We start from the raw sequence: 23,828 nt of genomic DNA on the forward strand, positions 1-23,828 counted from the left end.
CAAGGTGGTCGCCATGCATCAGAAGAATTTCACTTTCCACAGCGCTCTTCCGCAAGCGGAGTCGCAGGATAGCTTTATCGACCTCGATCGGCTGATGGCCGTCGTGGTCCGGCGCATCCGCACCATCATTTTCGCCGTGGCCGCCTTTGTCATTCTGGCCGTCGCTTATCTGCTGACCGCTACCTCGAGCTATACCTCGATGACGCAGATATTGCTCGACGAAACCATGACGAAATATGCCGAGGATCAGCCGCCGGCGGCGAGCAGCCAGCAGGCGGACATGGAGATCGCCAGTGCGGTCGAAATCCTCAAATCGAACGAGATGGCGCTGCGCGTCGTCGATACGGCCGGTCTCTCCGACAACAATACCTTGCTCAATCCACCGGTGTCTCCAGCGGCGCTGCTCAAATCCGGCGTCAGTCTGATCGTCAGCATCTTCACGCCGGGGCGTCCACCGATGACGCCCGAGGAACAGCGCGAGGCCCAGCGGCAGAAGGTTGCTGCCGTGCTGCAGGACAATCTGAAGGTCGAGCGCGTCACGCGCAGCTCGGTCGTTGCCGTCTCCTACAGCTCGACGGACAAGCTGCTCGCCGCCAAGGTCACGCGCGCCTATGCCGATGCCTATCTGACCGATCAGCTGAATGCCAATTTCGATGCGACCGAACGTGCCTCCGTCTGGCTGCAGGAACGCTTGAACGACCTGCGCCAGCGCGCCCAGGAGGCTTCGCTCGAAGTCGAGAAATACAAGGCCGACAATGGGTTGACGTCGACCGGCGGCGAGCTGATGTCGGAACAGCAGATTTCCGACCTGAACAAGCAGCTGATCATCGCCCAGGCCGACACGGCAAGCGCATCCGCGCGTTACAATCAGTACAAGTCGATCATCGACCAGGGTCCCGACAACGCGGTCAAGAACGCCACCATCTCGTCAAGCTCGACGGACAACTCGGTGCTCCAGGACCTGAAAACGCGCTACCTCGCCGTCGAAAAGCGCGAGCAGGATGTCACGCAGAATTTCGGCGCCGATCACCCGCAAGCCGTCGCGCTCAAGGCCGAGCGGCAGGACATTACCCGGCAGATTTACCAGGTACTTCAGCAGCTGACTGCCAGCTACAAGAACGAGCTTGATGTCGCGCAGTCGCGGGCGGAATCGCTGCGCGAAAGTATCGACAAGGTCGTCGGCAAGAATTCCGAGGCTAACAAGTCGCTGGTTCACCTCAATGAGCTGAACCAGAAGGCATCGGCGCTGAAGACGCTTTATGAATCCTATCTTGGCCGCTTCGAACAGGCGACCCAGCAACGCTCCTTCCCGATTGCCAAGGCGCGCGTCATCTCGGTTGCCGGCGTGCCGACCGCGCCGTCGAGCCCGAAGAAGACGCTCGTCATGGCGCTCTCGGTGATCCTCGGTTTGATGGTGGGCTGCGGCGTGGCTGCGTTCCAGGAATTCCGCGATCGTTTCTTCCGTGTCGAAGCGGATGTGCGTTCTGCTCTGGGGCTGAAGTTCCTCGGCTATCTGCCGTTGCTCGGCCAGCAGAGCAAGAACAGGAAGAAGCCGCGCAAGGTCAATGCCGGGCCTCAGCCGATAACGGCGGAAGAGGCGGAAAACGGTGTCACCTTCGAACGCATGATGCGCATCTCGGTCGAGGCGCCGCGCTCGATCTTTGCCGAGACCCTCAGGAACGCCAAGCTCGCCAGCGACGTGATGCTGCAGGGCCGCGCCGACCGCGTCATCGGTGTCGTCTCGGCGCTGCCGGGCGAGGGCAAGTCGACGACAGCAGCCAATTTTGCCGCCTTGCTCGCCAGCAGCGGCAAGCGCACGCTGCTCATCGATGCCGACTTGCGCAATCCGGGTCTCAGCCGCACGCTGAAAACGACGCCACAGGCCGGCCTAATCGAGGCCGTGCTCGGCGAGGTGCCCTGGACGAATGCCGTAAAGGTCGATCCGCGCACCAAGCTTGCCATCTTGCCGGTTGTCGTGCGCGATCACCTGCTGCACACCAGCGAGCTTCTGTCCTCGCAGGGCATGCAGCATCTGATGGAAAATGCGCGCAAGATGTTCGACTATATCATTGTCGACCTTGCACCTCTTGGTCCCGTCATCGACGCGAAGGCATTTGCGCCGCAGGTCGATGCCTTCCTGCTGGTGACCGAATGGGGCGCGACACCGACCAATCTGGTCCGCGATGTTCTGGAGCAAGAGCCGCAGATCAATTCGCGCATCCTCGGCGTCATCCTCAACAAGACCGACATGTCGGAGTTGCCGCGCTACAGCGACTTCGGCGGAACGGAGCGCTACCGGCAGAAATATGTGAGCTACTACACGGAGGCGCAGCCGCGCGCGCAGGTGGACGCTTAGCCCACCCGGACCTTGCCGGCCTTCAGCCGCGCCCTTGCCAAAGCATGTTCGCGCCAGATCGTGAATATCCCTGCCGCAACGACGATGAGCGCGCCCAAAATCATGGGCGCGCTCAGCTTTTCGCCGAATATCATGACGCCGATAATGGCGGAGAAGACGAGCTGCAGATAGGTGAGCGGCTGGATCACTACCGCGTCGAGCATGTCGTAGGCGCGGATGAGGAAATAGTGGCTCGAAACGCCCGTCAGGCAGAGAATGCCCATGAAGATCCAGTCATGCGGCGCCAGCGTCGTCCAGAAGAACGGGCCTATGCAGCTCATGGCGACCGCGCCAACGACGCCCGTATAGAAAAAGCTGGTCATGGCGCCGTCCTCGCGGCTGACATAGCGGGTGAGGACGACGTAGAGCGAAAATAGCAGCGCGCCGAAAAGCGGCACCAGAAATCGCGCATCGAAGACGCCGCTTTCCGGTTTCAGGATCAGCAACACGCCGACAAAGCCGAAGCAGATCGCCAGCCATCGCCGCCAGCCGACCGTCTCGCCGAGGATCGGTATGGACAATAGGGCGACCATCAGCGGGCCGGATGAAAAAATTGCCTGCGAATGGGCCAATCCGACGATGACGAAGGATGAGATGGCGACGACGATCTGCGCGGCGAGCAGCAGGCCGCGAGCAATTTGCAGGACAGGCCGCTTGGTTCTGACGTTGCGTCGCAAGCCGCCAGGTGCGCGCGAGGCCATTGCGACGGCAAAGAGCATGAAAGCCCAGTAGCGGATCATCGCCACCAGAAGCGGCGGATAGACGCTGACAAGGTGCTTGGATATGCCGTCCTGTATGGCGAAGATGCTGATTGCCAACAGCGTGAAGACGTAACCGGTACTATTGGATTTCATGGTTTTCGAAGGAAGAAGATATGGGGCCCCGGAGGCGCCGGAACCCGGCGCCGCGGTTACATTAGGCTATTCATCGGTTCAATCATAGGCTTCGTGTTTACCCTCCGGTCGATCCGGAGAGCCGCGCTTCAACCCTTTTTGCGATCTGCGATGAAAGCCGCGAAACCTTCAATGAAGGCCGCGAGATTGTGTTTCACCTTCTCGTCGACGATCGTGCCATCGGCATCAAAGACGCTGCCGGCGCGCGATACCATCAATCGCCCGCCAAACCATGCCTCGGCGCCGAGTGTACGCAACACAGTCAGCCACGCATTCTGGCTGAGAATGGTGCCGAAATTGCCGGGTGAGGCGCCGAGAACAGCGATCGGCTTTCCGCCGAAGACCTGAGCGATGTCGGAAGACGGGCGGCTCATCCAGTCGATGGCATTCTTGAACACGCCCGGAAGCGAATTATTGTATTCCGGCGTAAACAGGATCAGTCCATCAGCCGAAATGGCCAGATCCTTGAGCTCGCGCACTTTGTCCGGAATGCCATCCGCCGTCTCGATATCGGCGTCATAGAGCGGTACGCCATGGATGGTGCGGGCGATCAGCTCTGCCCCTTCTGGTGCCAGCTCGACCGCCGCGTGGAGCAGGGCCGTGTTGAAAGAGCCTTTGCGCAGGCTGCCTGATATGCCGAGTATCTTCATCGCTTTCCCCATCTGCGTTCCGAGGAGACATTGATGCTTCGCGGCCGTGCGTCAAGCTCTGAGAGCAATCTCATGCGGCAAGCAGCGACTTCAGCTTGACCGTGCTTGTCGCGAGAGCCGCCTGATCCGGATATGCACGGGCGGCGATCAGCATTTCGGCAAGCCGAATGTCGCGGGCGATGGCATTGCCGCGACCGATGCCGCTGGCGGCAAGCAGGCGTCCATCGGGATCAAGATGGAAGAGGATAAAGGCCCCGTCATCGAGATCGCGCCGCACATGGATGGTCGCCTCATCCGCCAGGCCGGCGATCTGCAGCGTAAGGTCATACTGGTCGGACCAGAACCACGGCACGGCGGATATTGCCGCGCCTTCTCCCAGCATGTTGGCGGCAGCGAGATTTGCCTGTTCCTGCGCGCTGCGCCAGGATTCGAGGCGAACACGCCGTCCGCCATAAAGCGCCAGTGGAAAGGAGCAGCAATCGCCTGCCGCATAGATGTCGGCATGGGAGGTTTCCAGCCGCTCGTTGACGGCGATCCCGTTCTCGATCGCAAGCCCCGCTTGCGCGGCAAGCGCGACATTCGGGGCGGCGCCGATACCGACGAGCAGCAGATCGGCTGAAATGATTTCGCCGTTGGCCAGGCGAACGACCACTCCATCGGCTTCTTCCTGAACAGCTTCGATGGCCTGGCCGCAGCGGATATCGGCACCTTCCCGACAATGGCGTTCCGCGATCGCTTCCGCGATGGCCTCGGGCACGCCACGCTTCAACACGCGTGGCAGACCCTCGATGACGGTGACGTCAGCGCCGCGCATGCGCGCGGTTGCCGCCAGCTCAAGACCGATAAAGCCGCCGCCGATGATGGCGATGTGCCGGCCGGGGTGGAGGGCCGCATGCAATGCCACCGCATCCGCATGGGTCCGCAGCATGTGGATGCGGTGGGAGGCGCCATCGATGCCTGGAAAGCCGCGTGCCGAGGCTCCGGTTGCGAGCAGAAGCTTGTCGTAGGAGAGCGTTTCCCCGTCCGCGAGCCCGATCGTCTTCCCGGCGGGGTCGAGCGTGGCCGCCGTCGTATCGAGCCGGAGGTCGATCGCCTGTTCGCGATAGAGCTCCAACGTGGCGATGAATTTCGGTTCCGGCGCCTCGCCCGATCCGCCCTTGGAAAGCGGCGGGCGCTCGTAAGGGGCAAGCGGCTCGGTGCCGATGAGGGTGATGCCGCCCGCAAACCCCTGTTCACGAAGCGCGAAGGCGGCGCGGGCACCGCATTCTCCGGCACCGACGATGACGAAATGCGTCACGATGACCTCCCTAGAGCCCGATGAAGACGGTGCCGTTTTCGACCTTGACCGGATAGGTCTGCAGATTGACGCAGACCGGCGCACCTTTGGCTTCGCCGGTACGATAGTCGAAGCGGCCATTGTGCTTGGGACATTCAATGATGTTATCCATCACCAGGCCGTCGGCGAGATGGATCTTCTCATGCGTGCAGAGGCCGTCGGTGGCGAAATAATCGTCTTCGGGGCTGCGATAGACGGCGAAGGTTCGGCCGTCATGGTCGAAGCGGATGACATCCTCTTCGTCGATTGCATCAGCTGCGCAGACTTCGATCCAGTTGCTCATGGTTTCCTCCCTCGGCAATGTCGGTTCTATTGAGCGGCGGCCGGTAGCTCGCCGTGGAATTCCTCGCGATAGGGCCGCGCCGTCGATGGCAGCTCGCGCTTCAGGAAATAGTCCTCGTTACGCAATTGCCGCAGGAATGCCGGTATCATCTCGCGATAGCCGGACCACATGGATGGATTGGCGGCCGGCAGATCATGCTTGATCATCGCATGCAGCTTCGGCAGGGCATGATAGGGCACCATCGGGAACATGTGATGTTCGACATGGTAGTTCATGTTCCAGTAGATGAAGCGGCTGATAGGGTTCATCATCACGGAACGGCTGTTCAGCCGGTGGTCGATGACGTTGTCGGCAAGGCCGCCATGCTGCAGCAGCCCGGTCAGAACGTGATGCCAGGCGCCGTAGAGCCGGGGAAGGCCGATCAGCATCAGCGGCAGGACCGAGCCCATGGCGATCGCCGTTGCAATCGTGACGACATAGACGGCAAGCCAGATGCGGGCGATGCGGATCGCCTTCGGCTGTTCCATCTCGGGAATGAAGGTCCTTTCCGCAGCGCTGACGACGCCGGCCGCATTGCGCAGCATGTCGACGATCGCATACCAGGCATCGAGGATGCCGAAGAAATTCAGGGCGAGGCGGAAGAGATCCGGCGGGCGCATGACGGCGATCTCCGGGTCGCGGCCTACGATGACGGTATCGGTGTGGTGGCGGGCGTGGCTCCAGCGCCAGGTCACTGGATTGCGCATGATCATGAAGCAGGCGATCTGGTAGACCGCATCGTTCATCCAGCGCGTCTTGAACGCCGTGCCATGGCCGCATTCGTGCCAGCGGCTGTCGGAGGCAGAGCCGTAGAGCACGCCATAGGCCAGGAAGAAGGGGACGCAGATCCAGGACCCCCAGAAATAGACACCCAGCGCAGCGAAGACCATCATGCCGCCGAGCCAGAGGAGGGTGTCGCGGATACCAGGCGCGTCGGAGCGCTGCATCAGCGCCTTCATGTCCTTGCGTGTGATATCCGTGTGATACCATTCGGCGGCGGCAAGCCCCGTTTCCACCGCGCGTCTGCCGCTTTCGCCGAGCAGATCGTAGTCACGCTTGATTATCGTCGTCATCCCCGCCTCCCGCGATGCGCAACAGCGCACCGCCCTCGATGCCGGAAACGATAGATCGACTTTTCACTTGCCTCAATGCAGGAATGATGGAATCTATCAAAACATATCAAGAGCTGATGTCACGAATGATGACATATCTCAGGAGCAATCATGCGTCGCCCCACCATATCCGATCTTGCCAAGGCATCCGGCGTCAGCGTTGCGACGATCGATCGCGTGTTGAACGGACGCCATCGCGTCCGCGAGGAGACGGCGCGGAGGGTTTATGAGGCGGCGCAGGAAATCGGCTATCACGCCGTCGGTCTGCTGCGTCAGCGCGTCTTCGAGGACCTGCCGCAATATCGCTTGGGTTTCGTCCTGCAGAAGCCGGTGCAGTCCTTCTATCAGGCTTTTGCCAAGGAAATCGTCGTGGCCGCACAGGCGGTGACATCGGCCAGGATCAACGCCCATGTGGACTTCGTGGCTGCCTCGACGCCGACGGCGATTGTCGAGAAATTGAAGGCGGTGGCGGCGCGCAGCCAGGCGGTCGCACTCGTTGCGCCGGATTATCCCGCCGTCACGGCCGCCATCGAGGAGTTGAAGGAAAAGGGCATTTCGGTCTTTTCGCTGCTGTCCGATTTTTCCACCACGGCGCGTCAGGGCTATATCGGCGTCGACAACCGCAAAGTCGGGCGCACTGCGGCCTGGATCATCGCGCGTTCGGCGCCTCGCCCCGGCAAGGTCGCCTGCTTCGTCGGCAGCCATCGCTTTCTGGGCCATGAGCTGCGCGAAATCGGCTTTCGCTCCTACTTCCGCGAAAATGCGCCCGAATTCGAAGTGCTGGACACGCTCATCAACCTCGATACGCCCGAGATCACGCATGAGGCGACGCTCGATCTTCTCCAGAAGCATCCGGATCTCATCGGCTTCTATGTCTGCGGTGGCGGCATGGAAGGGGCGATTTCGGCCATTCGCGAAGAGCGCTTGTCCGGCAAGCTGATCGCCGTCGTCAACGAATTGACGCCCGAGTCGAAAGCGGCGCTTGCCGATGATGTCGTCACCATGGCGATCGGCACGCCGTTGCCCGCGCTCTGCAACGAATTGATGGGTCTGATGATCAAATCCGTCGAGAACGATGAGGCCGCCGTGCCCGGACAAAGTGTCCTGCCATTTGAAATCTTCCTCTCGGAAAACATCTGACGACTATGATGTAATTCCATCATTTATCAAGGAATTCTATCAGGGATGATAGCTGGGGACGATGGAACAAGGGCATGAATATCGCTAGTCCTTCGCAGGCAGGCGCGGCGGATTTGGAATGTCTCTTGCGGCCGGACGCCTTGAGGAGGAGTGCCCACCATGAGTTCCATTCGCTTCGCGCTCAATCATATGTGCGCGCCGTCCCTGAGGCTCGAATCGTTTTTTGCCGCCGCAAAGGAGCTTGGCATCGATAGTGTCGAAATCCGCAACGATCTCGCAGGCAACGCTATTCTGGATGGCACCCCGGCGACGGCGGTGAAGGAGCTTGCGACGCGTCACGGGCTGACGATCATCTCGATCAATGCGCTGCAGCGTTTCAATGAGTGGAACGACGCGCGCGCCCGGGAAGCGGCAGAACTGATCGACTATGCGCGCGATTGCGGTGCCAGGGCCCTCGTTCTCGTTCCGGTCAATGACGGCAGCGGCCGCGAGCCGGAAGTGCGCCGCGCCAATCTTCGCACTGCGCTGTCGGCTCTGAAGCCGATGCTGGATGCTGCGGGTATCATGGGGCTCGTCGAGCCGCTCGGCTTCGAGATCTGCTCACTGCGCCTGAAGAGCGAAGCCGCAGCAGCGATCGAAGCGCTCGGTGCAAAATCCACCTTCCGCCTCGTCCACGATACTTTCCACCATCACCTCGCCGGAGAGGCGGCGATCTTCCCGGAGCTGACCGGTCTTGTTCATATTTCCGGCGTCAGCGATCCCGAGGTTTCGGTTGCCGACATGCGTGATCCGCACCGCGTTCTCGTCGATGCCGGGGATCGCCTCGACAATCTCGGCCAATTGCGCGCATTGCTGTCCACCGGCTATGCCGGCCCCGCATCTTTCGAGCCCTTCGCTCCAACAGTCCACGCCTTGAAGGAGCCGGTTGCGGCCCTCAAGGAGAGCATGGCCTATGTCACGGGTCAGCTCTGACTGACATAGTAGTCCGCGGGCAACTCGCCCGCAGCTCAATCGTGCGCCCACGGCTCAATCGTGCGAATGCGTTTCGGGGTGATCTGCGCCTTGGTCCGATGGGATGATATGCAGGTTCCCGAAGCGCACGCCGCGCTGCGTCACCACGCTGTCGGCAAAGGTCTTGATTTCCGCCGCCTTGCCTTTCAGCACAGAAACCTCAAGGCAATCCTGCCCGTCGATATGGACATGCAGCGTCGAGACTGAAAGATCATGGTGGTCGTGTTGCGCCGTCGTCAGGCGGCGTGACAGGTCGCGGGTTTCATGCTCATAGACATAGGTCAGCGCAGCGTAGCATCTGGCCTCGCCGTCTACGGTCGGCTGGGCACGCGTGACGGCATCGCGAACAAGATCGCGCAGCGTTTCCGAGCGGCTGGCATAGCCGCGCTGCGCGCTGATCTTGTCGATCGTCTCCAAAAGATCGTCATCAATGGTGATGGTAATGCGCTGCATGTCCTGATCCTCGTTCCCCGCAGTTTGTCGGCGTCGACTAGAGGAAATTTCGAGGAGATTTGCAACGGTGCCCAGCGCTATTGCCGGCCGCGGAAACGACGCTGGTAGGTCGGATCGTAGAGCGAGCTTTCACGGAAATCGCGGGCGGCGAGCGACGGGCCGACGAAGATCAGGGCGGTGCGCTCGATCGGGTCGGCCGCCACCTGCGCTTCGATCGTGGCCAGCGTGCCGCGAACGATCCGTTCGTCCGGCCAGGAGGCCTTGACGACGATCGCAACCGGACAATCGGCGCCATAGAGCGGCGTCAAATCCTCGACGACCTCCTTGAGCGCGTGGATCGCCAGATGGATCGCCAGCGTCGCGCCGGTCGCACCGAATTTCTCCAGGGTCTCGTTGTTCGGCATCGGCGAGGCACGGCCGGAAACACGTGTGAGAACGAGGCTCTGGGCGACGGCCGGGATGGTCAATTCGCGGCCGAGCGCCGAGGCTGCGGCTGCGAAAGCCGGAACGCCCGGGGTCATCGTATAGTCGATGCCATGCTGTTCGAGCCTGCGGATCTGCTCGGCGACGGCGCTCCAGACGGAGAGATCGCCGGAATGAAGCCGCGCGACATCCTCACCCGCTTCCGCCGCCTTCAGATATTCCGCCTCGATTTCGTCGAGCGACATCGGCGCCGTGTCGATGATGCGTGCGCCGGGCGGGCAATATTGCAGCAGGTCCGGCGAAACGATCGAGCCGGCATAGAGGCAGACCGGGCATTTGCCGATCAGATCCCGGCCGCGAACCGTGATCAGGTCGGCGGCCCCGGGGCCTGCGCCAATGAAATGCACTGTCATCGCTCTACCTCGTTCTGAATTATGGCTTGGTCCACGACCACTGCGTCACCGGCATGGCCGGCCGCCAGCCGGTCATGCGGCCGACAGGCGCGGCGCGCGCAATGTCGATGCGGATCAGCGAGCCACCCCGGCGTGCTTGTTCGGCCAGCAGCAGCGCTTCCATTTCGGTGGTGACCGCATTGGCAACCAATCTGCCGCCGCTTCTCAAATGGCCGATTGCGGCTTCCAGCACACCAGCGTCGCTGCCGCCTCCGCCGATGAAGATCGCATCCGGCGTCGGCAGCCCCGCAAGGGCGCTCGGCGCCTCGCCTTCGACAATCGCCAGGCTGGGCACGCCAAAATTTGCCGCATTGCGGCGGATACGTGCCGTACGCTCAGTCGACGCCTCGATGGCGATGGCGCGCAGCGAGGGATCGGCGAGCATCCATTCGATGCCGATCGAACCGGAGCCGGCGCCGATATCCCAGAGCAGCTCGCCGTGACGCGGCGCAAGCGCGGACAGTGTCATCGCGCGTATCTCACGCTTGGTGATCTGGCCGTCATGTTCGAAGAATTCGTCGGCCAGTCCGGCGCTCAATGGCAAGATCCGCGCACCAGCGTCGGCTTTGAGCTCGACGCCGCAGATATTCAGGTCGCTGATGCCGGAAAGGGTGAACTCTGCCGCCCTCTGGCGTGAGACCTTCTCACGCGGCCCCCCAAGCGCCTCGAGAACCGTAAGTTCGGACTGACCGAAACCTGAGGTCCGGAGCAGGGCGGCCAACTCGGCCGGACCGCTGCTATCCGATGTCAGCGCCAGGATCTTGCGGCCGGGATGCAGATGCGGTCGGATGAGATCGATCGGCCGCCCATGAAGCGACAGAACCGTGGTGTCCTGCAAGGGCCAGCCGAGGCGGGATGCGGCAAGGCTGAAGGAGGAGGGCGCTGGAATGACGATCATTTCAGCGACCGGAATGTGCCGCGAGAGCGTCACGCCGACGCCATAGAAGAACGGGTCGCCGGAGGCGAGCACCACGGTCGGCTCATCGCGCCGGGCAAGGACCGCTTCCACCGATCTTTCGAAGGGCGATAGCCACGCCTGCGTTTCGCCTGTCGTGATGGGGTTCATCAGCTCGAGATGCCGCGCCCCACCGAAGACGATCGACGCTTCGGCGATCAGCCGTTTGGCCTCGTCGCCAAGGCCGGCTGGACCGTCTTCGCCGATGCCGATAAGAGTGAGCCAGCGTTGAATTGAAGGTGTCTCAGCCATGGGCAAGGCCCGCATTCTGATTCTGGGCGGTACGACGGAGGCCCGCGCGCTGGCGGCGGTCCTTGCTGCCCGCGCCGATCTCGATGTTGTCCTGTCGCTTGCCGGCAGGACCGCCGATCCGGCGCCGCAGCCCGTTCCGGTGCGCAGCGGCGGTTTCGGCGGTGCGGAGGGGCTCGCGCGCTATGTCAGTGATGAAGCGATCGATCTGGTGATCGACGCCACTCATCCCTTTGCTGCCCGCATCTCCGCCAATGCCGCGCAGGCGGCTGCTCAATGCGATGTGACGGCCTTCGCCTTGCGTCGTCCGGCCTGGACCGCGGTCGAAGGAGATGACTGGCTTTCGGTGCATAGCGTTTCGCAGGCCGTGGCCGCGCTCGGCGCGGCACCTTTGCGCATTTTCCTGGCAACCGGCCGGCAGGAGGCGCATCAGGCGAACGCCGCGCCGCAGCATCATTACTGGGTCCGCAGCGTCGATCCCGTCGAGCCGCCGCTGACGGTGCCGCATGTCAGTTACATCCACAGCCGGGGTCCGTTCCGACTGGCCGACGAACTCGACGTGCTGCAGCGGCACGGGATCGAGGTCGTCGTCGCCAAGAACAGCGGCGGCGACGCGACCTACGCGAAAATCGAGGCGGCAAGGCACCTCGGCATTAAGGTGATCATGATCGAGCGCACAGATACCGCCGGCCTGCCGGTGGTCGAAACAGTCGATGCTGCGCTCAATCGGATCGATCATTTCGTCTCTTCCCTGATGAAACGCGGCGTATAGACCAGATCCGGGCGTCCTTCGCGGGCAATGATGCGCGTTTCGGCCGAGCCGATGATGACGCAGGTTGCCATATCGGCTTGGGAGGTATCGGCATCCTCAAGCCGCGCCACCCTCATGCGCTCGTCGGGCCGGCCGGCTGCTCGTCCAAAGATAACAGGCGTATCCGCCGGCAAGATGTCACGGACGATTTGGAAAGCCTTGCCGAGCTGCCAGGGCCGCGCCTTGCTGATCGGATTGTAGAGCGCGATGACGAAGCCGGCCCCAGCGACGGCGCGAAGCCGATCTTCGATCATGGGCCAGGGCTTCAGATTGTCCGACAGCGAAATCGCGCAGAAATCGTGACCGAGAGGGGCGCCGATACGCGCCGCGACGGCAAGCATGGCCGTTATGCCCGGCACGACGATTAGGTCTATCGCGCGCCATTCCGCCGGGCCGTGATCGATCGCCTCGCAAACGGCCGCCGCCATGGCAAACACGCCGGGATCGCCGCCGGAGACGACGCAGACATTGACGCCGGCTGCGGCTCGCTGCAACGCCACCTTGGCGCGGTCCAGTTCCTCGCGATTGTCGGATGCCTGGCGGATCTGGTCGTCGCGTAGCGTCAGGCGGTCGAGATAAGGACCGTAACCGTAGAATTCATGGGAATCCGCGACAGCAGCAAGTGCCTCCGGCGTCGTCTGCGCGGGGTTGCCGGGGCCGGTGCCGATGACATAGAGACGCCCGCTCATGGCCTGCTTTCCCAACCCGGGACGAGAACCAGCGAGAAATAGGGAGCCTCGGCATCGTCGCGGCTGGCAAGTGGCGTCATGGCGCCGTTCGCCATCGTGCCGCGTTCGACATAGATGGCCTCTCCAAGCCGGCCGGCAGCATCGAGCGCGCGGCGGATCTTCGGTAGATTGCGACCGACCTTCATGATGACGGCCGCCTGCGTATCGCCCAAGCGGCGGGTAAGCTCGGCTTCCGCCATGGTTCCCGGCAGCACGGAGAGAACATCGTCTCCCTGCACCATCGGCAATCCGGCGAGCGACCAGCAGCCGGACATGGCCGTCACGCCCGGTATGACTTCTGTCGGGAAACGATCGGCAAGGCGCACATGCAGGTGCATGTAGGAGCCGTAAAAGAGTGGGTCGCCCTCGCTGAGCACGGCGACCGTCTTTCCTTCGCGCAGATGCGCCGCCACCATCTCGGCCGAGGCGTCATAGAAGGCGGTGATCTGACGGAGATATTCCGGCGCGTCCTTGTCGATCTCGGTCGTGACGGGATAGTAGAGCGGCAGCAGCTTTACGTCTGCTCTCAGAAGCTCGCCGACGATTGCCTTGCCGTTGCCGCCTCTGCCTTGCTTAGCAAAGTAGGCGACGACGTCGGCGCGCTCCAGAGCCCTGACGGCTTTGACCGTCAGCAGCTCTGGATCGCCGGGGCCGGTGCCGACGCCGATCAGGCTTCCATTCGACGGCGCGCTCATAGGCCTGGCCTCGCCAAGGCATTGAGGGCGGCTGCCGTCATGGCGCTGCCACCGAGCCTGCCTCGCACGATGGCAAAGGGAACGCCGTAGGAATTCTCGGCAAGGGCATCTTTCGATTCCGCCGCGCCGACAAAGCCAACGGGCATGCCGATGATGGCGGCAGGCTTCGGCGCACCGTCGCGCAGCATTTCCAGAAGATGGAAGAGGGCGGTCGGTGCGTTGCCAATGGCAACGACGGAACCGGCAAGGCGTTCGGTCCAAAGATGCATGGCGGCTGCCGAGCGCGTATTGCCGATCGACTTGGCGATCTCGGCCGTGCGCGAGTCCTGCAATGTACAGATCACCTCGTTGGCGGCCGGCAAGCGGGCGCGGGTGACGCCGCGGGCGACCATTTCCGCATCGCAGAAGATCGGCGCGCCGTCGGACAGCGCCTTGCGGGCCGATGCGACGAAATCGGGGGAGAATTGAAAATGCTCTGCCGCCTCCACCAACCCGCAGGCATGGATCATGCGGACTGCGACATCCGCCTCGGCTTCTGGAAAACGCTGGAGATCGGCTTCGCTGCGGATGATCGCGAAGGAGCGTTCATAGATCGCATCCCCCTCGCGGATATAATCATAGTCAGGCATTTCTATCCCTGTCGTAAAGCCGTCGCGATTGCGTCCCGGCCGAGCCGTTTAAGACACCGCTGTGCCGATTCGCCAGCAGCTTTGTTGTTTCGTACCAGTTTCCCGAGCGTTGCCAGTGCCGATTTCAGTTTTTCCTTGCCGATGTAAGCCACAGGCTCGCTCGATGATGACCCATTTACGACAATAGCATAGCCTGTTGCAGCCCCGACGATGGTGAGCATCGCCGGAGAAGGGTGGGCGCAGCCTTTTATGCAGCCGGATAGATGCACCTTGAGCGAGCCGTCAAGCAGCTCGGCTCCCACATCGACCAGATCGGCGGCGGCTTGCTTTGTTGCATAGTGGGCGGAGGCGCATGCGCCGGCGCCGGAGCATGGGATGACATAATTTGCCGGATCGTCGGCTCGCGTCTGAAAACCGCAATCGACTGCTACGGCCAGAAGATCTTCGATCCGATCGCGCGGAAGCCCGAGCAGCAACAGGCTGTGCTCCGGTCCGGTCCTTATCTCACGCACATCAGCCGCTTCCGCCAAGCCAAGAAAACGGATGAGATCTTGAGCATGGATCTGACCGAAGGCAGGGCGCAGGCCGAGCGCGGCACGTTCCTTGTCGAGCGGGATGAGGCCGACAGGCGAGGACGATGGAGCGGTTGGGCTGCGCGCAAGGCTCGGAAGGGTGGAAAATTGTGCCTGCAGAGAGGCAGCATCCAGATCGCGGCCACGGGCGCGCGGTCCGATGGCGGCGAGTGTTTTGAGCAGCGTGATGACACCGGCAATCGCCTGTTCGCCGGACAGAGCGGCAAGCGGTGTGGCCGTCGCATCCGTTCCCGCGATGGCGAGCGTCCACAGTTGAGGGCGATCAGCAGCATTGGTAGCCTTCAGCCGGATATCTGCCGAGAGTTCGTCGAGCGTGAGCCGACCGCCGCCGTCGGCGATAATGGCGAGCTTGGCGGCCAGAAGCGGCTGCGGATGAAGTGATGCGATCGCGCTCCGCAGCTGTTTGGCAAGTGATCGTGCGTCGGCAATTTCCGACGGATCGACGCCGCTGAGCGGCGGGACTTCGATCGCGACGCCGCTCTCCGGCTCTATGCCGGCGCGGTCGATGTCGGCCGCCAGCGCGGCCACGTTTTGCGATGTCATGCCGCGCAGCTGAAAATTGCCGCGTGCCGTGATCTCGATCAGGCCGTTGCCATGTTCTTCCGCGGCCTTCGCCAGCGCGCGCAATTGCGCTGTGGTCAAGCCCGGCGTCGATGGCCGCAAGCGCACCAGCAGGCCGTCGCCCGTCTGCATCGGCGCACTGAGCGACGGGCAGGCGCCACGCACCATGGAGGGCAGGGGCGACGCAACGTCAGAACGGTCGGCCGCCTCCTGCGAGAGGCACGCTTGTCCCTTTACCGTCTGCGCATCGGCTGCAACCATAAGCCTGGCCCTCATAAGGAACATTTCCTTGCACAAACCGGATCGGCGGGCAAACGATTTGGCACCTGGCCCTTATTCGCGATCGTCGAAATCCTGCCCCTTGCGCATCAGGTAGATATCCATGATCCATCCGTGTCGGGCGCGGGCCTCTGCCCGAACGGTAAGAATGCGCTCGGAGACATCGGCAAGCCTGCCGGCGATGATAATCTCGTCCTTGGTGCCGAGATAGGCTCCCCAATAGACATAGGCATCGGGGTCGTCGATCTTGCTGAAAGCCTGCTCGCCATCGAGCATGACGACGGCCGTTTCGGCAATGCCCGGAAAGCTTTCGGTGAGCCGCCGGCCGGTGGTGATCTGCACCGGCTTGCCGACGAGGTTGAGCGGGATGCGATGGCTTGCCGTCAACGCCTGGATGCTGGTGATGCCGGGAATGACGCTATAATCGAGGGCAACATTCCCCCGACCGACGACACGCTCGAGAATGCGCAGCGTGCTGTCGTAAAGGCCGGGATCGCCCCAGACGAGGAAGGCAGCGCTCTGGCTTTCCGTCAGGTGTTCCAGAAACAGCCGTTCATAGGTCGCGGAAATCGCCTCATGCCATTCGTCGACGCTCTGCACATAGCTGCGTTCCGCCATCTGGCGTGTGGGCACGTCATAGCTAACGAAGCGCGTGGCCTTGTTGGTGACATAGCGCTGGCAGATTTCCCGCCTGACGTCGGCAAGCTCACTTTTGGCGGCGCCTTTGCTGGGGATGAGGATGACATCGGCTGCATTCAGCGTATTGATCGCCTGCACGGTCAGATGTTCGGGATTTCCCGTGCCGATACCGACGATGTGAATATGCCGCATATGCTTGCCCTCGCTCTTAAGCGCTGTTTGCCGGAAGCGGTCGATCATTTCAAGAGCCCGAGCACTTCAAGAGGAATCGCTCAAGCCGGTGGTCGGTCGAAAGTCCAGCGGCTCGCCATATAGCTGCGCGGTGAGGTGCCGAGCATGCGGCGGAACATGGTGGTAAAGGCGGCCACGCTCTCATAGCCGGCCTCGAGCGCGACATTGGTGACCGGCTGGCCTTCGGCAAGCTGCGGCAGGCAGGCAAAGACGCTCGCCTGCTGGCGCCATGTCGTGAAGCTGATGCCGGTTTCCTTGCGGAACTGCCTGGTGAAGGTGCGACGGCTCACCGAAAGCTTCTCGGCCCAGTCGTCCAGTCTGGCATTGGGCGATGGATTGGCGAGATAGTCTCGGCAGAGTGCCGTCAACCGGCGGTCGGACGGGAAGGGGAGGCCGAGCGGACGCTCCGGCAGCGTCGCGATCTCCTCGACAAGAAGAGAAAGGACGAGCTTGGCCTTGCGATGGCTGACGGGCGCTTCACCCAGCCGAATGGCCTCCAGAAGCAGACTGCGGGCAAGATCCGTCACCTCCACGACGCGCGGTGCTTCGTCCTTTTGCGGTTGTCCGCGCGGCGTCACGTAGACGGATTTCATGCTGACATTGCTCAGGATTTCGATCGAGTGCTCCATTCCGACCGGGATGAAGAGAGCGTGACCGGGCGGCACCATCCAGCGGCCGCGTGCCGTCATGATCAGCGCGACGCCTGAGAAGATGCAAAGCAATTGCGTGCGGCGGTGATGATGCCAGGGAACGGTGTAGCCCTGTGGTGGCTCGGCGCTATGGACGAGCACATCGGCCGGCGACTCTTCCATCCAGCGCACGTTCCGGACATGGTCGTCGTCGAGCGTTGCCAGCAACTGTTTCGATAGCTTTTCCATTTTGGCCCAATCGAGAAACTATTGGACCAAAACACGAAAGAAGGACACTCGCAAGACGTGTTAAAGGCGGATCAAGACATATGCTTGGCAAGGCTTGCCGGCACAGGAAGGATTCCCCCTTATGGTTGCGGAAATTTCGGGTACGCAGGCCCGATATCAAAAGACGACGATGTCGATCGTCATGGCCGTCAGCACCTGTCATCTGCTGAACGACACGATGCAATCGCTGCTGACATCGCTTTACCCGATGTTCAGGGAGAATTATGCGCTCGATTTCGTGCAGATCGGCCTGCTGACGATGATGTTCCAGATCACTGCATCGCTGCTGCAGCCGGTGGTCGGCATCGTCACCGACAAATGGCCGATGCCATACTCGCTGCCCGCCGGCATGGTCAGCACTTTTTCGGGCCTGCTGCTGCTCGGCTATGCCGAGAGCTTCAGCATGTTGCTGGTGGCCGCAAGCCTGATCGGCTTCGGCTCGGCCGTCTTTCATCCCGAGGCGTCTCGCGTTGCCCGTCTGGCTTCGGGCGGACGTCACGGCCTGGCGCAGTCGCTCTTCCAGCTCGGCGGCAATGCCGGTTCGGCCATCGGGCCTTTGATCGCCGCCTTCTTCGTGCTGCAGCACGGCCAGAAGAGCGTTGCGTGGCTTTCCGTGCTTGCCGTCATCGGTTTTATCGTTCTGAGTTGGGTTGGCAACTGGTTCATCAATCATCGTCGCCAGCAGTCTGCTCGCCCTGCACCGAGCCGCGCCTTGCCGATCGCGCGCAACAAGGCGATGTGGGCGCTTGCTATCCTCATCCTGCTGACGGCGACGAAGAACGTCTACATGGCGAGCATCTCCAGCTATTTCACCTTCTACGTCATCGACAAATTCCACCTCGATGTCCGCGACGCACAGCTGATGCTGTTCCTTTTCCTCGGTTCGGTCGCCGTCGGAACGATTATGGGCGGCCCGGTGGGCGACCGTCTGGGTGCGCGTTTCGTGATCTGGTTCTCGATCCTCGGCGTCATCCCGTTTGCGCTGATGATGCCCTATGCGAACCTGTTCTGGACCTGCGTCCTCACGGTTATCATCGGCCTCGTGCTTGCCTCGGCCTTCCCGGCGATCGTGGTCTTTGCACAGGAGTTGATTCCCGGCCGTGTCGGCCTGATCGGCGGCATCTTCTTCGGCTTTGCTTTCGGCGCGGGTGGACTTGGCGCGGCCTGGCTCGGCGATTTCGCCGATGCGCGCGGCATCTCCTTCGTCTACACGCTCTGCTCGTACCTGCCGTTGCTCGGCTTGTTTACGATCTTCCTACCGCGCATTTCGCGACATTGATCGATATCGGCGGGCAATCAGCCCGCCGCCTTCCATGCGCTTACATGTCGAATCCGGTTCGTCAGGCGTAGCGGCTGATGGCAAGATCGGTCGCGTCGATATCGGGCTTGCGGCCACCGACGAGATCGCTGATGACGCGCGCCGAACCGGAACTCATGGTCCATCCAAGCGTACCGTGACCCGTGTTGAGGAACAGTCCCTTGATCTTGGTCGGTCCGATCACCGGCGTTCCATCCGGCGTCATCGGCCGCAGGCCCGACCAGAAGGACGCCTTGGCGACATCGCCGCCGGGGAAGAGATCGGTGACGGAATGTTCGAGCGTCTGGCGCCGGGGAAGCCCGAGATCGTTGGTATAGCCGGAGATCTCGGCCATCCCGCCGACACGAATGCGATCGCCAAGGCGGGTAATGGCGATCTTGTAGGTCTCGTCCATCACGGTCGATTCCGGCGCGCGCGAGGCGTCGGTGATCGGGATCGTCAGCGAATAACCCTTGACCGGATAGACGGAAAGCTTGATGCCGAGCGGCTTCAGCAGCAGCGGCGAATAGCTGCCGAGCGCGACGACGACCGCATCGGCGGCCACGCGTCCACGATCGGTCATGACGCCACGCGCTTGCCCACCCTGGACGTCGACCCCCTTGATCGTCGTGCCATACTGGAACTGCACACCGAGCTCGATCGCCTTGGCGGCAAGGGCATTGGTGAACTTGAAGCAATCGCCGGTTTCGTCCTTCGGCGTCAGCAGACCGCCGACGATCTTCTCGCGGACATGCCTGAGTGCCGGCTCGACGCGGATGCAGCCATCGGGATCGAGCACTTCATAGGGGATGCCGTCGGCGGCCAGGGCCTTGACGTCCTTGGCGGAGGCATCGAGCTGGTGGTGGGTGCGAAAGAGCTGCAGCGTGCCCTGCATACGCTCGTCATAGGCGATGCCGGTCTCTTCGCGCACCTGGGCGAGCGAGACGCGGCTGTAATCGGCAAGGCGCAGCATCCGGCTCTTGTTGATCGCATAGCGTTCCGACGTGCAGTTCGACAGCATCTTGACGAGCCATGAGAGCATGGCGCCGTCGACCTTCGGGCGCAGGATAAGCGGCGCGTGGTGCATGAACAGCCACTTGATCGCCTTCATGGGAATGCCGGGAGCCGCCCAGGGCGAGCAATAGCCGAAGGAGACCTCGCCGGCATTGGCAAAACTCGTTTCCAGCGCCGGCCCCTGTTGCCGGTCGATGACGGTCACTTCGTGGCCCGCCTTGGCAAGCTGATAGGCTGAAGTCACGCCGACGATGCCGGCACCCAGAACGACGACTTTCATGATGTCCTCAGAGAATTGAGCTTTGGAAAGGTCAGCAATATTGACGGTGGAAGCGATGACCGAGACTGGTCAGGATCTCATAGGAAATCAAGCCGGCATCCCGCGCAAGATCATCGAGGGTCTGATGATCTCCGAGAACTTCCACCATGCTTCCGAAAGAGAGCGTGCCTTCAGGCAGAGCGCTGATATCGATTGTCGTGCTATCCATCGACACGCGGCCGACGACCGGCAGACGGATGCCGTCATAGTAGACCGCGCCCCGATCGCTGAGGCCACGCGGAAGGCCATCGGCATAGCCGCCGGCGATCGTCGCGAGCCGGGTCTCGCCCTCCGTCACGTGAACGCCGCCGTAGCCGACACGCGCGCCGGCCGGAACGGTTCGCGTCTGCACCACGGCGACGTCGAGCTTGACCACGGCTTCCATTGGGTTGGCGACGCCGCTCGTGGGAGCACCGCCATAAAGGGCGATGCCCGGCCGCGCCAGCACGCCGTGAAAATCTCCACCGAGGAAGATGCCGCCGGAATTCGCGAAGGAGACGTCATAACTCGGGAATTCCGCGGCCACGCGACGCATTTCGGCAAGTTGATCGGCATTTTGTCTGCTGCCAACCTCGTCTGCGGAGGCGAGATGGCTCATGACGAAGAGAATATCGAGATCATAGGACGTCGCCAGATAAGCCGCAACGGCGCTTCTATCTTCCGGCGGTATGCCGAGCCGCGACATGCCGGTGTCGAATTGCAGAACCGCCGGGAGCCTGCGCTGGAGGGAGCGTGCGGTCTCCGACCATTGCCGCAGCTGATCGAGCGAATTGATAACAGGCACGGTGCCGCCATCGGCGCAAGCTGCCTCATTGCCGGGCAACAGACCGTTCAGCACGAAGATGGTGGCATCGCCCGGCAATTGCGGGCGCAGCCGCAGTGCCTCGATGAAGTGGGCGACGAAGAAGTGCCGGCACCCACGCCCGTAGAGCGCTTTCGACACCTGATCGGCGCCAAGCCCGTAGGAGTCACCCTTGACGACGGCGGCTGTTCGCGCCGGCGTGACGATGGCGGATAGCTTGTCGTAGTTCCGGCACAAGGCGGCCGGATCGATCGTGAGATAACCACAAGCTCCGCTGTCGATCGCCAATTTCAGCGCCCGGGAATCCACTATGCCGCCGTCCATGTCCACCCTCGTCTTTCAAGCCAAGATTATTGAAACGATCGTGAAATTGCTCGCCATACAGTGATTGATTATTGTGTATTTGGATTGCTATTGAAATGATCTGCGAATTTTTGAAAGAATCCACATGGCCGCTCTGGACGCGATCGATCGCAACATTCTCCGTCTGCTTCGCCTCGATGCCCGCGTCAGCAATGCGAAGCTGGCAGGCGAGGTTGGACTGTCGCCTTCGGCCTGTCTGCGGCGCATCAAATTGATGGAGCAGGCGGGGGTGATCCGGGGCTATACGGCGCTGGTCGATACGTCGCAGGCGGAAGCAGCGATCGCCGTCATCATCAACATCACGCTCGAACGGCAGACGGAAGAGCATCTCGATCGCTTCGAGGCGGCGGTGCGCAAGCACCCCGAGATCAAGGAATGCTTTCTGATGACCGGCGGTTCCGACTATCTGCTGCGTGTCGAGGTCGCCAATCCCGGCGACTTCGAACGCATCCATAAGGATATTCTATCGACCATGCCGGGAGTGCTGCGGATACATTCGAGCTTCTCGATCCGCAATGTGCTGGCGACGCGGCCGAAGGGGCTGCGATGAATGGGTCGATGGTATCTGGCGTCTGGAGCGATTTCACTCCACCGTATCGCGCGCCTGATCCCAGCCGATGCCCGCCGCGGCATCTACCTGGCAGATCAAGCCGCTCGGCTCGTAGCTGACATGGACTTTGCCGTTCAATTCCGCCGCCAGAAGGCTTTCGATCAGGCGGGAGCCGAAGCCCTTGCGGGTCGGGGGCTTAACGGTTGGCCCTCCCGTTTCCTGCCAGCGCAGTTTGAGATGATCCGTCTTGCCCGTTTCCAGTGACCATGTGATCGCAACCCGGCCATCCGCTACCGAAAGCGCTCCGTATTTGGCGGCATTCGTCGCCAACTCATGCAGTGCAAGCGATATGGAGACGACGGCTCTCGGCGCGAGCTTGATCGCCGGCCCGGAAATTTCGAACCTGTCCTTTGGATAGGGGGAAAGCGCCTGGGCGATGACGGCGGTCAATTCCGCCTGCTCCCATTTACCGTGGATCAACAGATCATGGGCGCGCGCCATCGAGGAGAGGCGTGCCTCGAATGTTTCGACGGATACCTTGCCCACATCGTCTCGCCCGAGGGTCTGACGCGCGATGGCCATAACGGTCGCAAGAACATTCTTGACGCGATGATTGAGTTCGCCCACCAACATCGTCTGCAGGCGTTCGGCTTCCTTCTTGGCGCTGATGTCATGGGCGATCTTCGATGCCCCAATGATGCGGCCATAGGCGTCGTAGATCGGGGAAACGCTAAGCAGCACGTCGACAAGCTCGCCATTCTTCCGGCGCCGCTTGGTTTCGTAGGGTTCGACCTTCTGCCCCGCGCGGATCTGGGCGAGGATTGCCGGTTCCTCTTCGCGGCGATCGTTTGGAACGAGCATCATGACCGAGTGGCCGATAGCCTCTTCGTCCGAGTGGCCGTACAGCCTTTCGGCGCCGTTGTTCCAGCTGGTAATAACCATTCTGAGGTCAGTGCTGAGGATGGCATCGTCCGACGAAGCGATAATGGCCGCCAGGCGTTGCTCCACCTGCTGGGCGCGCTTGCGCTCGGTGATATCGGTAACGACACCGGCGACCCGCTCGACGCGTCCGGAATTGTCGCGCAAGCCTGAAACGGAGTTCGCCACCCAGACGAGGCTGCCATCCTTGCGCGTGTAGCGCTTTTCGATCTCGAAGCTTTCGCCGGTTGCCATCATCGTCTCGAACAGGCGAGTATTCTCGCGCAGGTCGTCCGGATAGGTAATGTCGTGCATATGCATGCCGAGGAGTTCACTCTCGGAGTAGCCGGTAATTTCGCAGAAGCGCTCGTTCACCGAAACGAAACGGCCATCGAGCTCGCATTGAGCAATTCCTGTTGCCGATTGCGAGATGACGGCGCGAAACCGCTCCTCGCTTTCTCGCAACGCCTGCTCCGAGCGGACCCGTTCCGTCGTTTCGTTGACGATACAGAAGACACCTAGCGCCTTGCCGTCTGCATCGCGAACGGGGGAGTAGGAAATGTCGAAGTAAACCGTTTCGGGGTAGCCGTAGCGCTCGATGTAGAAGGGTCGATCCTTGGCGACGACCGTCTGGCCGTCGTGAAGGACGGAGCGCAAAAGCGGCTCCAGGTCGCTCCAGAGCTCGGTCCAATTTTCCTGCGCGGGATGCCCCAGGGCCTGCGGATGCTTGTCGCCGATCGTTGGCGCATAGGCATCGTTGTAGAAAGCGACAAAATCCTCGCCCCAGAACATGACGATCTGGGCTTGGGCGGACAGCATGATGTCGATTGCGGCGGTCAGGCATGGGGGCCATGCCGATTTCGGGCCGACACTGGTCGCTGCCCAGTCGAAGCCAGAGATAAGCGCTGCCATCTCGTTGGTTTGACTTGTCAGTTCGGGCACGATGTTCAGGACGCATCCTCTCTTGAGCGACGGCACCCCCGCAAGGATTGCCCGGTTCCGCTCATGCTTGTGAGGATTCATAGCATATTCCCGCTCGCGAAGAGCAGAGAGAAAATCGTCTGATTTCAATGTTTTTTAAGTAACATACG

At 61.8% G+C, this 23,828-nt stretch carries 23 protein-coding genes; 6 read left to right on the top strand and 17 right to left on the bottom strand.

Annotation, left to right across the window (positions count from 1 at the left end):
• Positions 1 to 13 precede the first annotated feature (13 nt).
• Complete coding sequence (locus ACIQWP_RS02525; RefSeq protein ID WP_402781839.1) at positions 14 to 2,356, top strand: polysaccharide biosynthesis tyrosine autokinase; 2,343 nt, start codon at positions 14 to 16, stop codon at positions 2,354 to 2,356.
• On the opposite strand, the gene ACIQWP_RS02530 is transcribed toward ACIQWP_RS02525, so the two are convergent.
• The 5 genes from ACIQWP_RS02530 to ACIQWP_RS02550 form a co-directional block, all read right to left on the bottom strand.
• Positions 2,353 to 3,249 carry a DMT family transporter gene (locus ACIQWP_RS02530; protein ID WP_402781842.1) on the bottom strand — a complete coding sequence of 299 codons (897 nt, stop codon included), beginning with the start codon at positions 3,247 to 3,249 and terminating at the stop codon, positions 2,353 to 2,355. The genes ACIQWP_RS02525 and ACIQWP_RS02530 overlap by 4 nt on opposite strands.
• Before the next feature lie 128 nt (positions 3,250 to 3,377).
• Positions 3,378 to 3,938 carry an NADPH-dependent FMN reductase gene (locus tag ACIQWP_RS02535; RefSeq protein ID WP_402781845.1) on the bottom strand — a complete coding sequence of 187 codons (561 nt, stop codon included), beginning with the start codon at positions 3,936 to 3,938 and terminating at the stop codon, positions 3,378 to 3,380.
• A gap of 70 nt (positions 3,939 to 4,008) precedes the next feature.
• Positions 4,009 to 5,235 (bottom strand): NAD(P)/FAD-dependent oxidoreductase, encoded by a 1,227-nt coding sequence (locus ACIQWP_RS02540; protein WP_402781848.1) that lies wholly within the window; start codon positions 5,233 to 5,235, stop codon positions 4,009 to 4,011.
• A gap of 10 nt (positions 5,236 to 5,245) precedes the next feature.
• Complete coding sequence (locus tag ACIQWP_RS02545) at positions 5,246 to 5,557, bottom strand: MocE family 2Fe-2S type ferredoxin (protein ID WP_075855758.1); 312 nt, start codon at positions 5,555 to 5,557, stop codon at positions 5,246 to 5,248.
• 26 nt (positions 5,558 to 5,583) lie between these two features.
• Positions 5,584 to 6,669, bottom strand: coding sequence for a fatty acid desaturase family protein (locus tag ACIQWP_RS02550; RefSeq protein WP_402781852.1), 1,086 nt, complete (start codon positions 6,667 to 6,669; stop codon positions 5,584 to 5,586).
• Positions 6,670 to 6,819: 150 nt separating this feature from the next.
• On the opposite strand from ACIQWP_RS02550, the gene ACIQWP_RS02555 reads away from it, so the two are divergent.
• Together ACIQWP_RS02555 and ACIQWP_RS02560 are read left to right on the top strand one after the other, a co-directional pair.
• Positions 6,820 to 7,848 carry a LacI family DNA-binding transcriptional regulator gene (locus ACIQWP_RS02555; RefSeq protein WP_402781855.1) on the top strand — a complete coding sequence of 343 codons (1,029 nt, stop codon included), beginning with the start codon at positions 6,820 to 6,822 and terminating at the stop codon, positions 7,846 to 7,848.
• A 159-nt stretch (positions 7,849 to 8,007) separates the two neighbouring features.
• Positions 8,008 to 8,820 (top strand): TIM barrel protein, encoded by an 813-nt coding sequence (locus ACIQWP_RS02560; protein WP_402781858.1) that lies wholly within the window; start codon positions 8,008 to 8,010, stop codon positions 8,818 to 8,820.
• 54 nt (positions 8,821 to 8,874) lie between these two features.
• On the opposite strand, the gene nikR is transcribed toward ACIQWP_RS02560, so the two are convergent.
• From nikR to cbiE, 3 genes are all read right to left on the bottom strand, one after another.
• Positions 8,875 to 9,312, bottom strand: coding sequence for a nickel-responsive transcriptional regulator NikR (gene nikR, locus ACIQWP_RS02565; RefSeq protein WP_402781861.1), 438 nt, complete (start codon positions 9,310 to 9,312; stop codon positions 8,875 to 8,877).
• Positions 9,313 to 9,389: 77 nt separating this feature from the next.
• Positions 9,390 to 10,148, bottom strand: coding sequence for a precorrin-4 C(11)-methyltransferase (cobM, locus tag ACIQWP_RS02570; RefSeq protein WP_402781864.1), 759 nt, complete (start codon positions 10,146 to 10,148; stop codon positions 9,390 to 9,392).
• 19 nt (positions 10,149 to 10,167) lie between these two features.
• A complete protein-coding gene (gene cbiE / locus ACIQWP_RS02575; RefSeq protein ID WP_402781867.1) occupies positions 10,168 to 11,409 on the bottom strand; it encodes a precorrin-6y C5,15-methyltransferase (decarboxylating) subunit CbiE in 1,242 nt (413 codons plus the stop codon).
• Here cbiE and ACIQWP_RS02580 point away from each other — a divergent pair.
• Positions 11,393 to 12,163: a cobalt-precorrin-6A reductase gene (locus ACIQWP_RS02580; protein WP_402781870.1), complete on the top strand. Its 771-nt coding sequence runs from the start codon at positions 11,393 to 11,395 to the stop codon at positions 12,161 to 12,163. The genes cbiE and ACIQWP_RS02580 overlap by 17 nt on opposite strands.
• On the opposite strand, the gene ACIQWP_RS02585 is transcribed toward ACIQWP_RS02580, so the two are convergent.
• The 6 genes from ACIQWP_RS02585 to ACIQWP_RS02610 form a co-directional block, all read right to left on the bottom strand.
• Positions 12,127 to 12,891, bottom strand: coding sequence for a precorrin-3B C(17)-methyltransferase (locus ACIQWP_RS02585; RefSeq protein WP_402781873.1), 765 nt, complete (start codon positions 12,889 to 12,891; stop codon positions 12,127 to 12,129). The genes ACIQWP_RS02580 and ACIQWP_RS02585 overlap by 37 nt on opposite strands.
• On the bottom strand, positions 12,888 to 13,625 hold the full coding sequence (locus tag ACIQWP_RS02590; protein ID WP_402781876.1) for a precorrin-2 C(20)-methyltransferase: 738 nt from the start codon (positions 13,623 to 13,625) through the stop codon (positions 12,888 to 12,890). The genes ACIQWP_RS02585 and ACIQWP_RS02590 overlap by 4 nt, the downstream gene beginning before the upstream one ends.
• Positions 13,622 to 14,254, bottom strand: a complete 633-nt coding sequence (locus ACIQWP_RS02595; protein ID WP_402781879.1) for a precorrin-8X methylmutase — start codon at positions 14,252 to 14,254, stop codon at positions 13,622 to 13,624. Before ACIQWP_RS02595 ends, ACIQWP_RS02590 begins: the two co-directional genes overlap by 4 nt.
• Positions 14,255 to 14,256: 2 nt before the next feature.
• Entirely contained in the window at positions 14,257 to 15,684 is a 1,428-nt protein-coding gene (gene cobG / locus ACIQWP_RS02600; protein WP_402781881.1) for a precorrin-3B synthase, read from the bottom strand.
• A 57-nt stretch (positions 15,685 to 15,741) separates the two neighbouring features.
• A complete protein-coding gene (gene cobF, locus ACIQWP_RS02605) occupies positions 15,742 to 16,518 on the bottom strand; it encodes a precorrin-6A synthase (deacetylating) (RefSeq protein WP_402781883.1) in 777 nt (258 codons plus the stop codon).
• A gap of 80 nt (positions 16,519 to 16,598) precedes the next feature.
• The gene (locus ACIQWP_RS02610) at positions 16,599 to 17,435 is read right to left on the bottom strand and encodes an AraC family transcriptional regulator (RefSeq protein ID WP_402781886.1); all 837 of its coding nucleotides are present in this window, start codon (positions 17,433 to 17,435) and stop codon (positions 16,599 to 16,601) included.
• Between the two features lie 121 nt (positions 17,436 to 17,556).
• Between ACIQWP_RS02610 and ACIQWP_RS02615 the strand changes: the two genes are divergently transcribed.
• Positions 17,557 to 18,753 (top strand): MFS transporter, encoded by a 1,197-nt coding sequence (locus ACIQWP_RS02615; RefSeq protein ID WP_402781888.1) that lies wholly within the window; start codon positions 17,557 to 17,559, stop codon positions 18,751 to 18,753.
• A 61-nt stretch (positions 18,754 to 18,814) separates the two neighbouring features.
• On the opposite strand, the gene ACIQWP_RS02620 is transcribed toward ACIQWP_RS02615, so the two are convergent.
• Together ACIQWP_RS02620 and alr are read right to left on the bottom strand one after the other, a co-directional pair.
• A complete protein-coding gene (locus tag ACIQWP_RS02620) occupies positions 18,815 to 20,065 on the bottom strand; it encodes a D-amino acid dehydrogenase (RefSeq protein ID WP_402781890.1) in 1,251 nt (416 codons plus the stop codon).
• Positions 20,066 to 20,096: 31 nt separating this feature from the next.
• A complete protein-coding gene (gene alr, locus ACIQWP_RS02625) occupies positions 20,097 to 21,230 on the bottom strand; it encodes an alanine racemase (protein ID WP_402781893.1) in 1,134 nt (377 codons plus the stop codon).
• 124 nt (positions 21,231 to 21,354) lie between these two features.
• On the opposite strand from alr, the gene ACIQWP_RS02630 reads away from it, so the two are divergent.
• Positions 21,355 to 21,819: an Lrp/AsnC family transcriptional regulator gene (locus ACIQWP_RS02630; RefSeq protein WP_402781896.1), complete on the top strand. Its 465-nt coding sequence runs from the start codon at positions 21,355 to 21,357 to the stop codon at positions 21,817 to 21,819.
• Between the two features lie 33 nt (positions 21,820 to 21,852).
• Here ACIQWP_RS02630 and ACIQWP_RS02635 read toward each other — a convergent pair whose 3' ends face one another.
• A complete protein-coding gene (locus ACIQWP_RS02635) occupies positions 21,853 to 23,649 on the bottom strand; it encodes a PAS domain S-box protein (RefSeq protein WP_402782716.1) in 1,797 nt (598 codons plus the stop codon).
• Positions 23,650 to 23,828: the final 179 nt, after the last annotated feature.

The organism is Rhizobium sp. NPDC090279 (genome assembly GCF_044769665.1).
GTDB lineage: Bacteria > Pseudomonadota > Alphaproteobacteria > Rhizobiales > Rhizobiaceae > Rhizobium.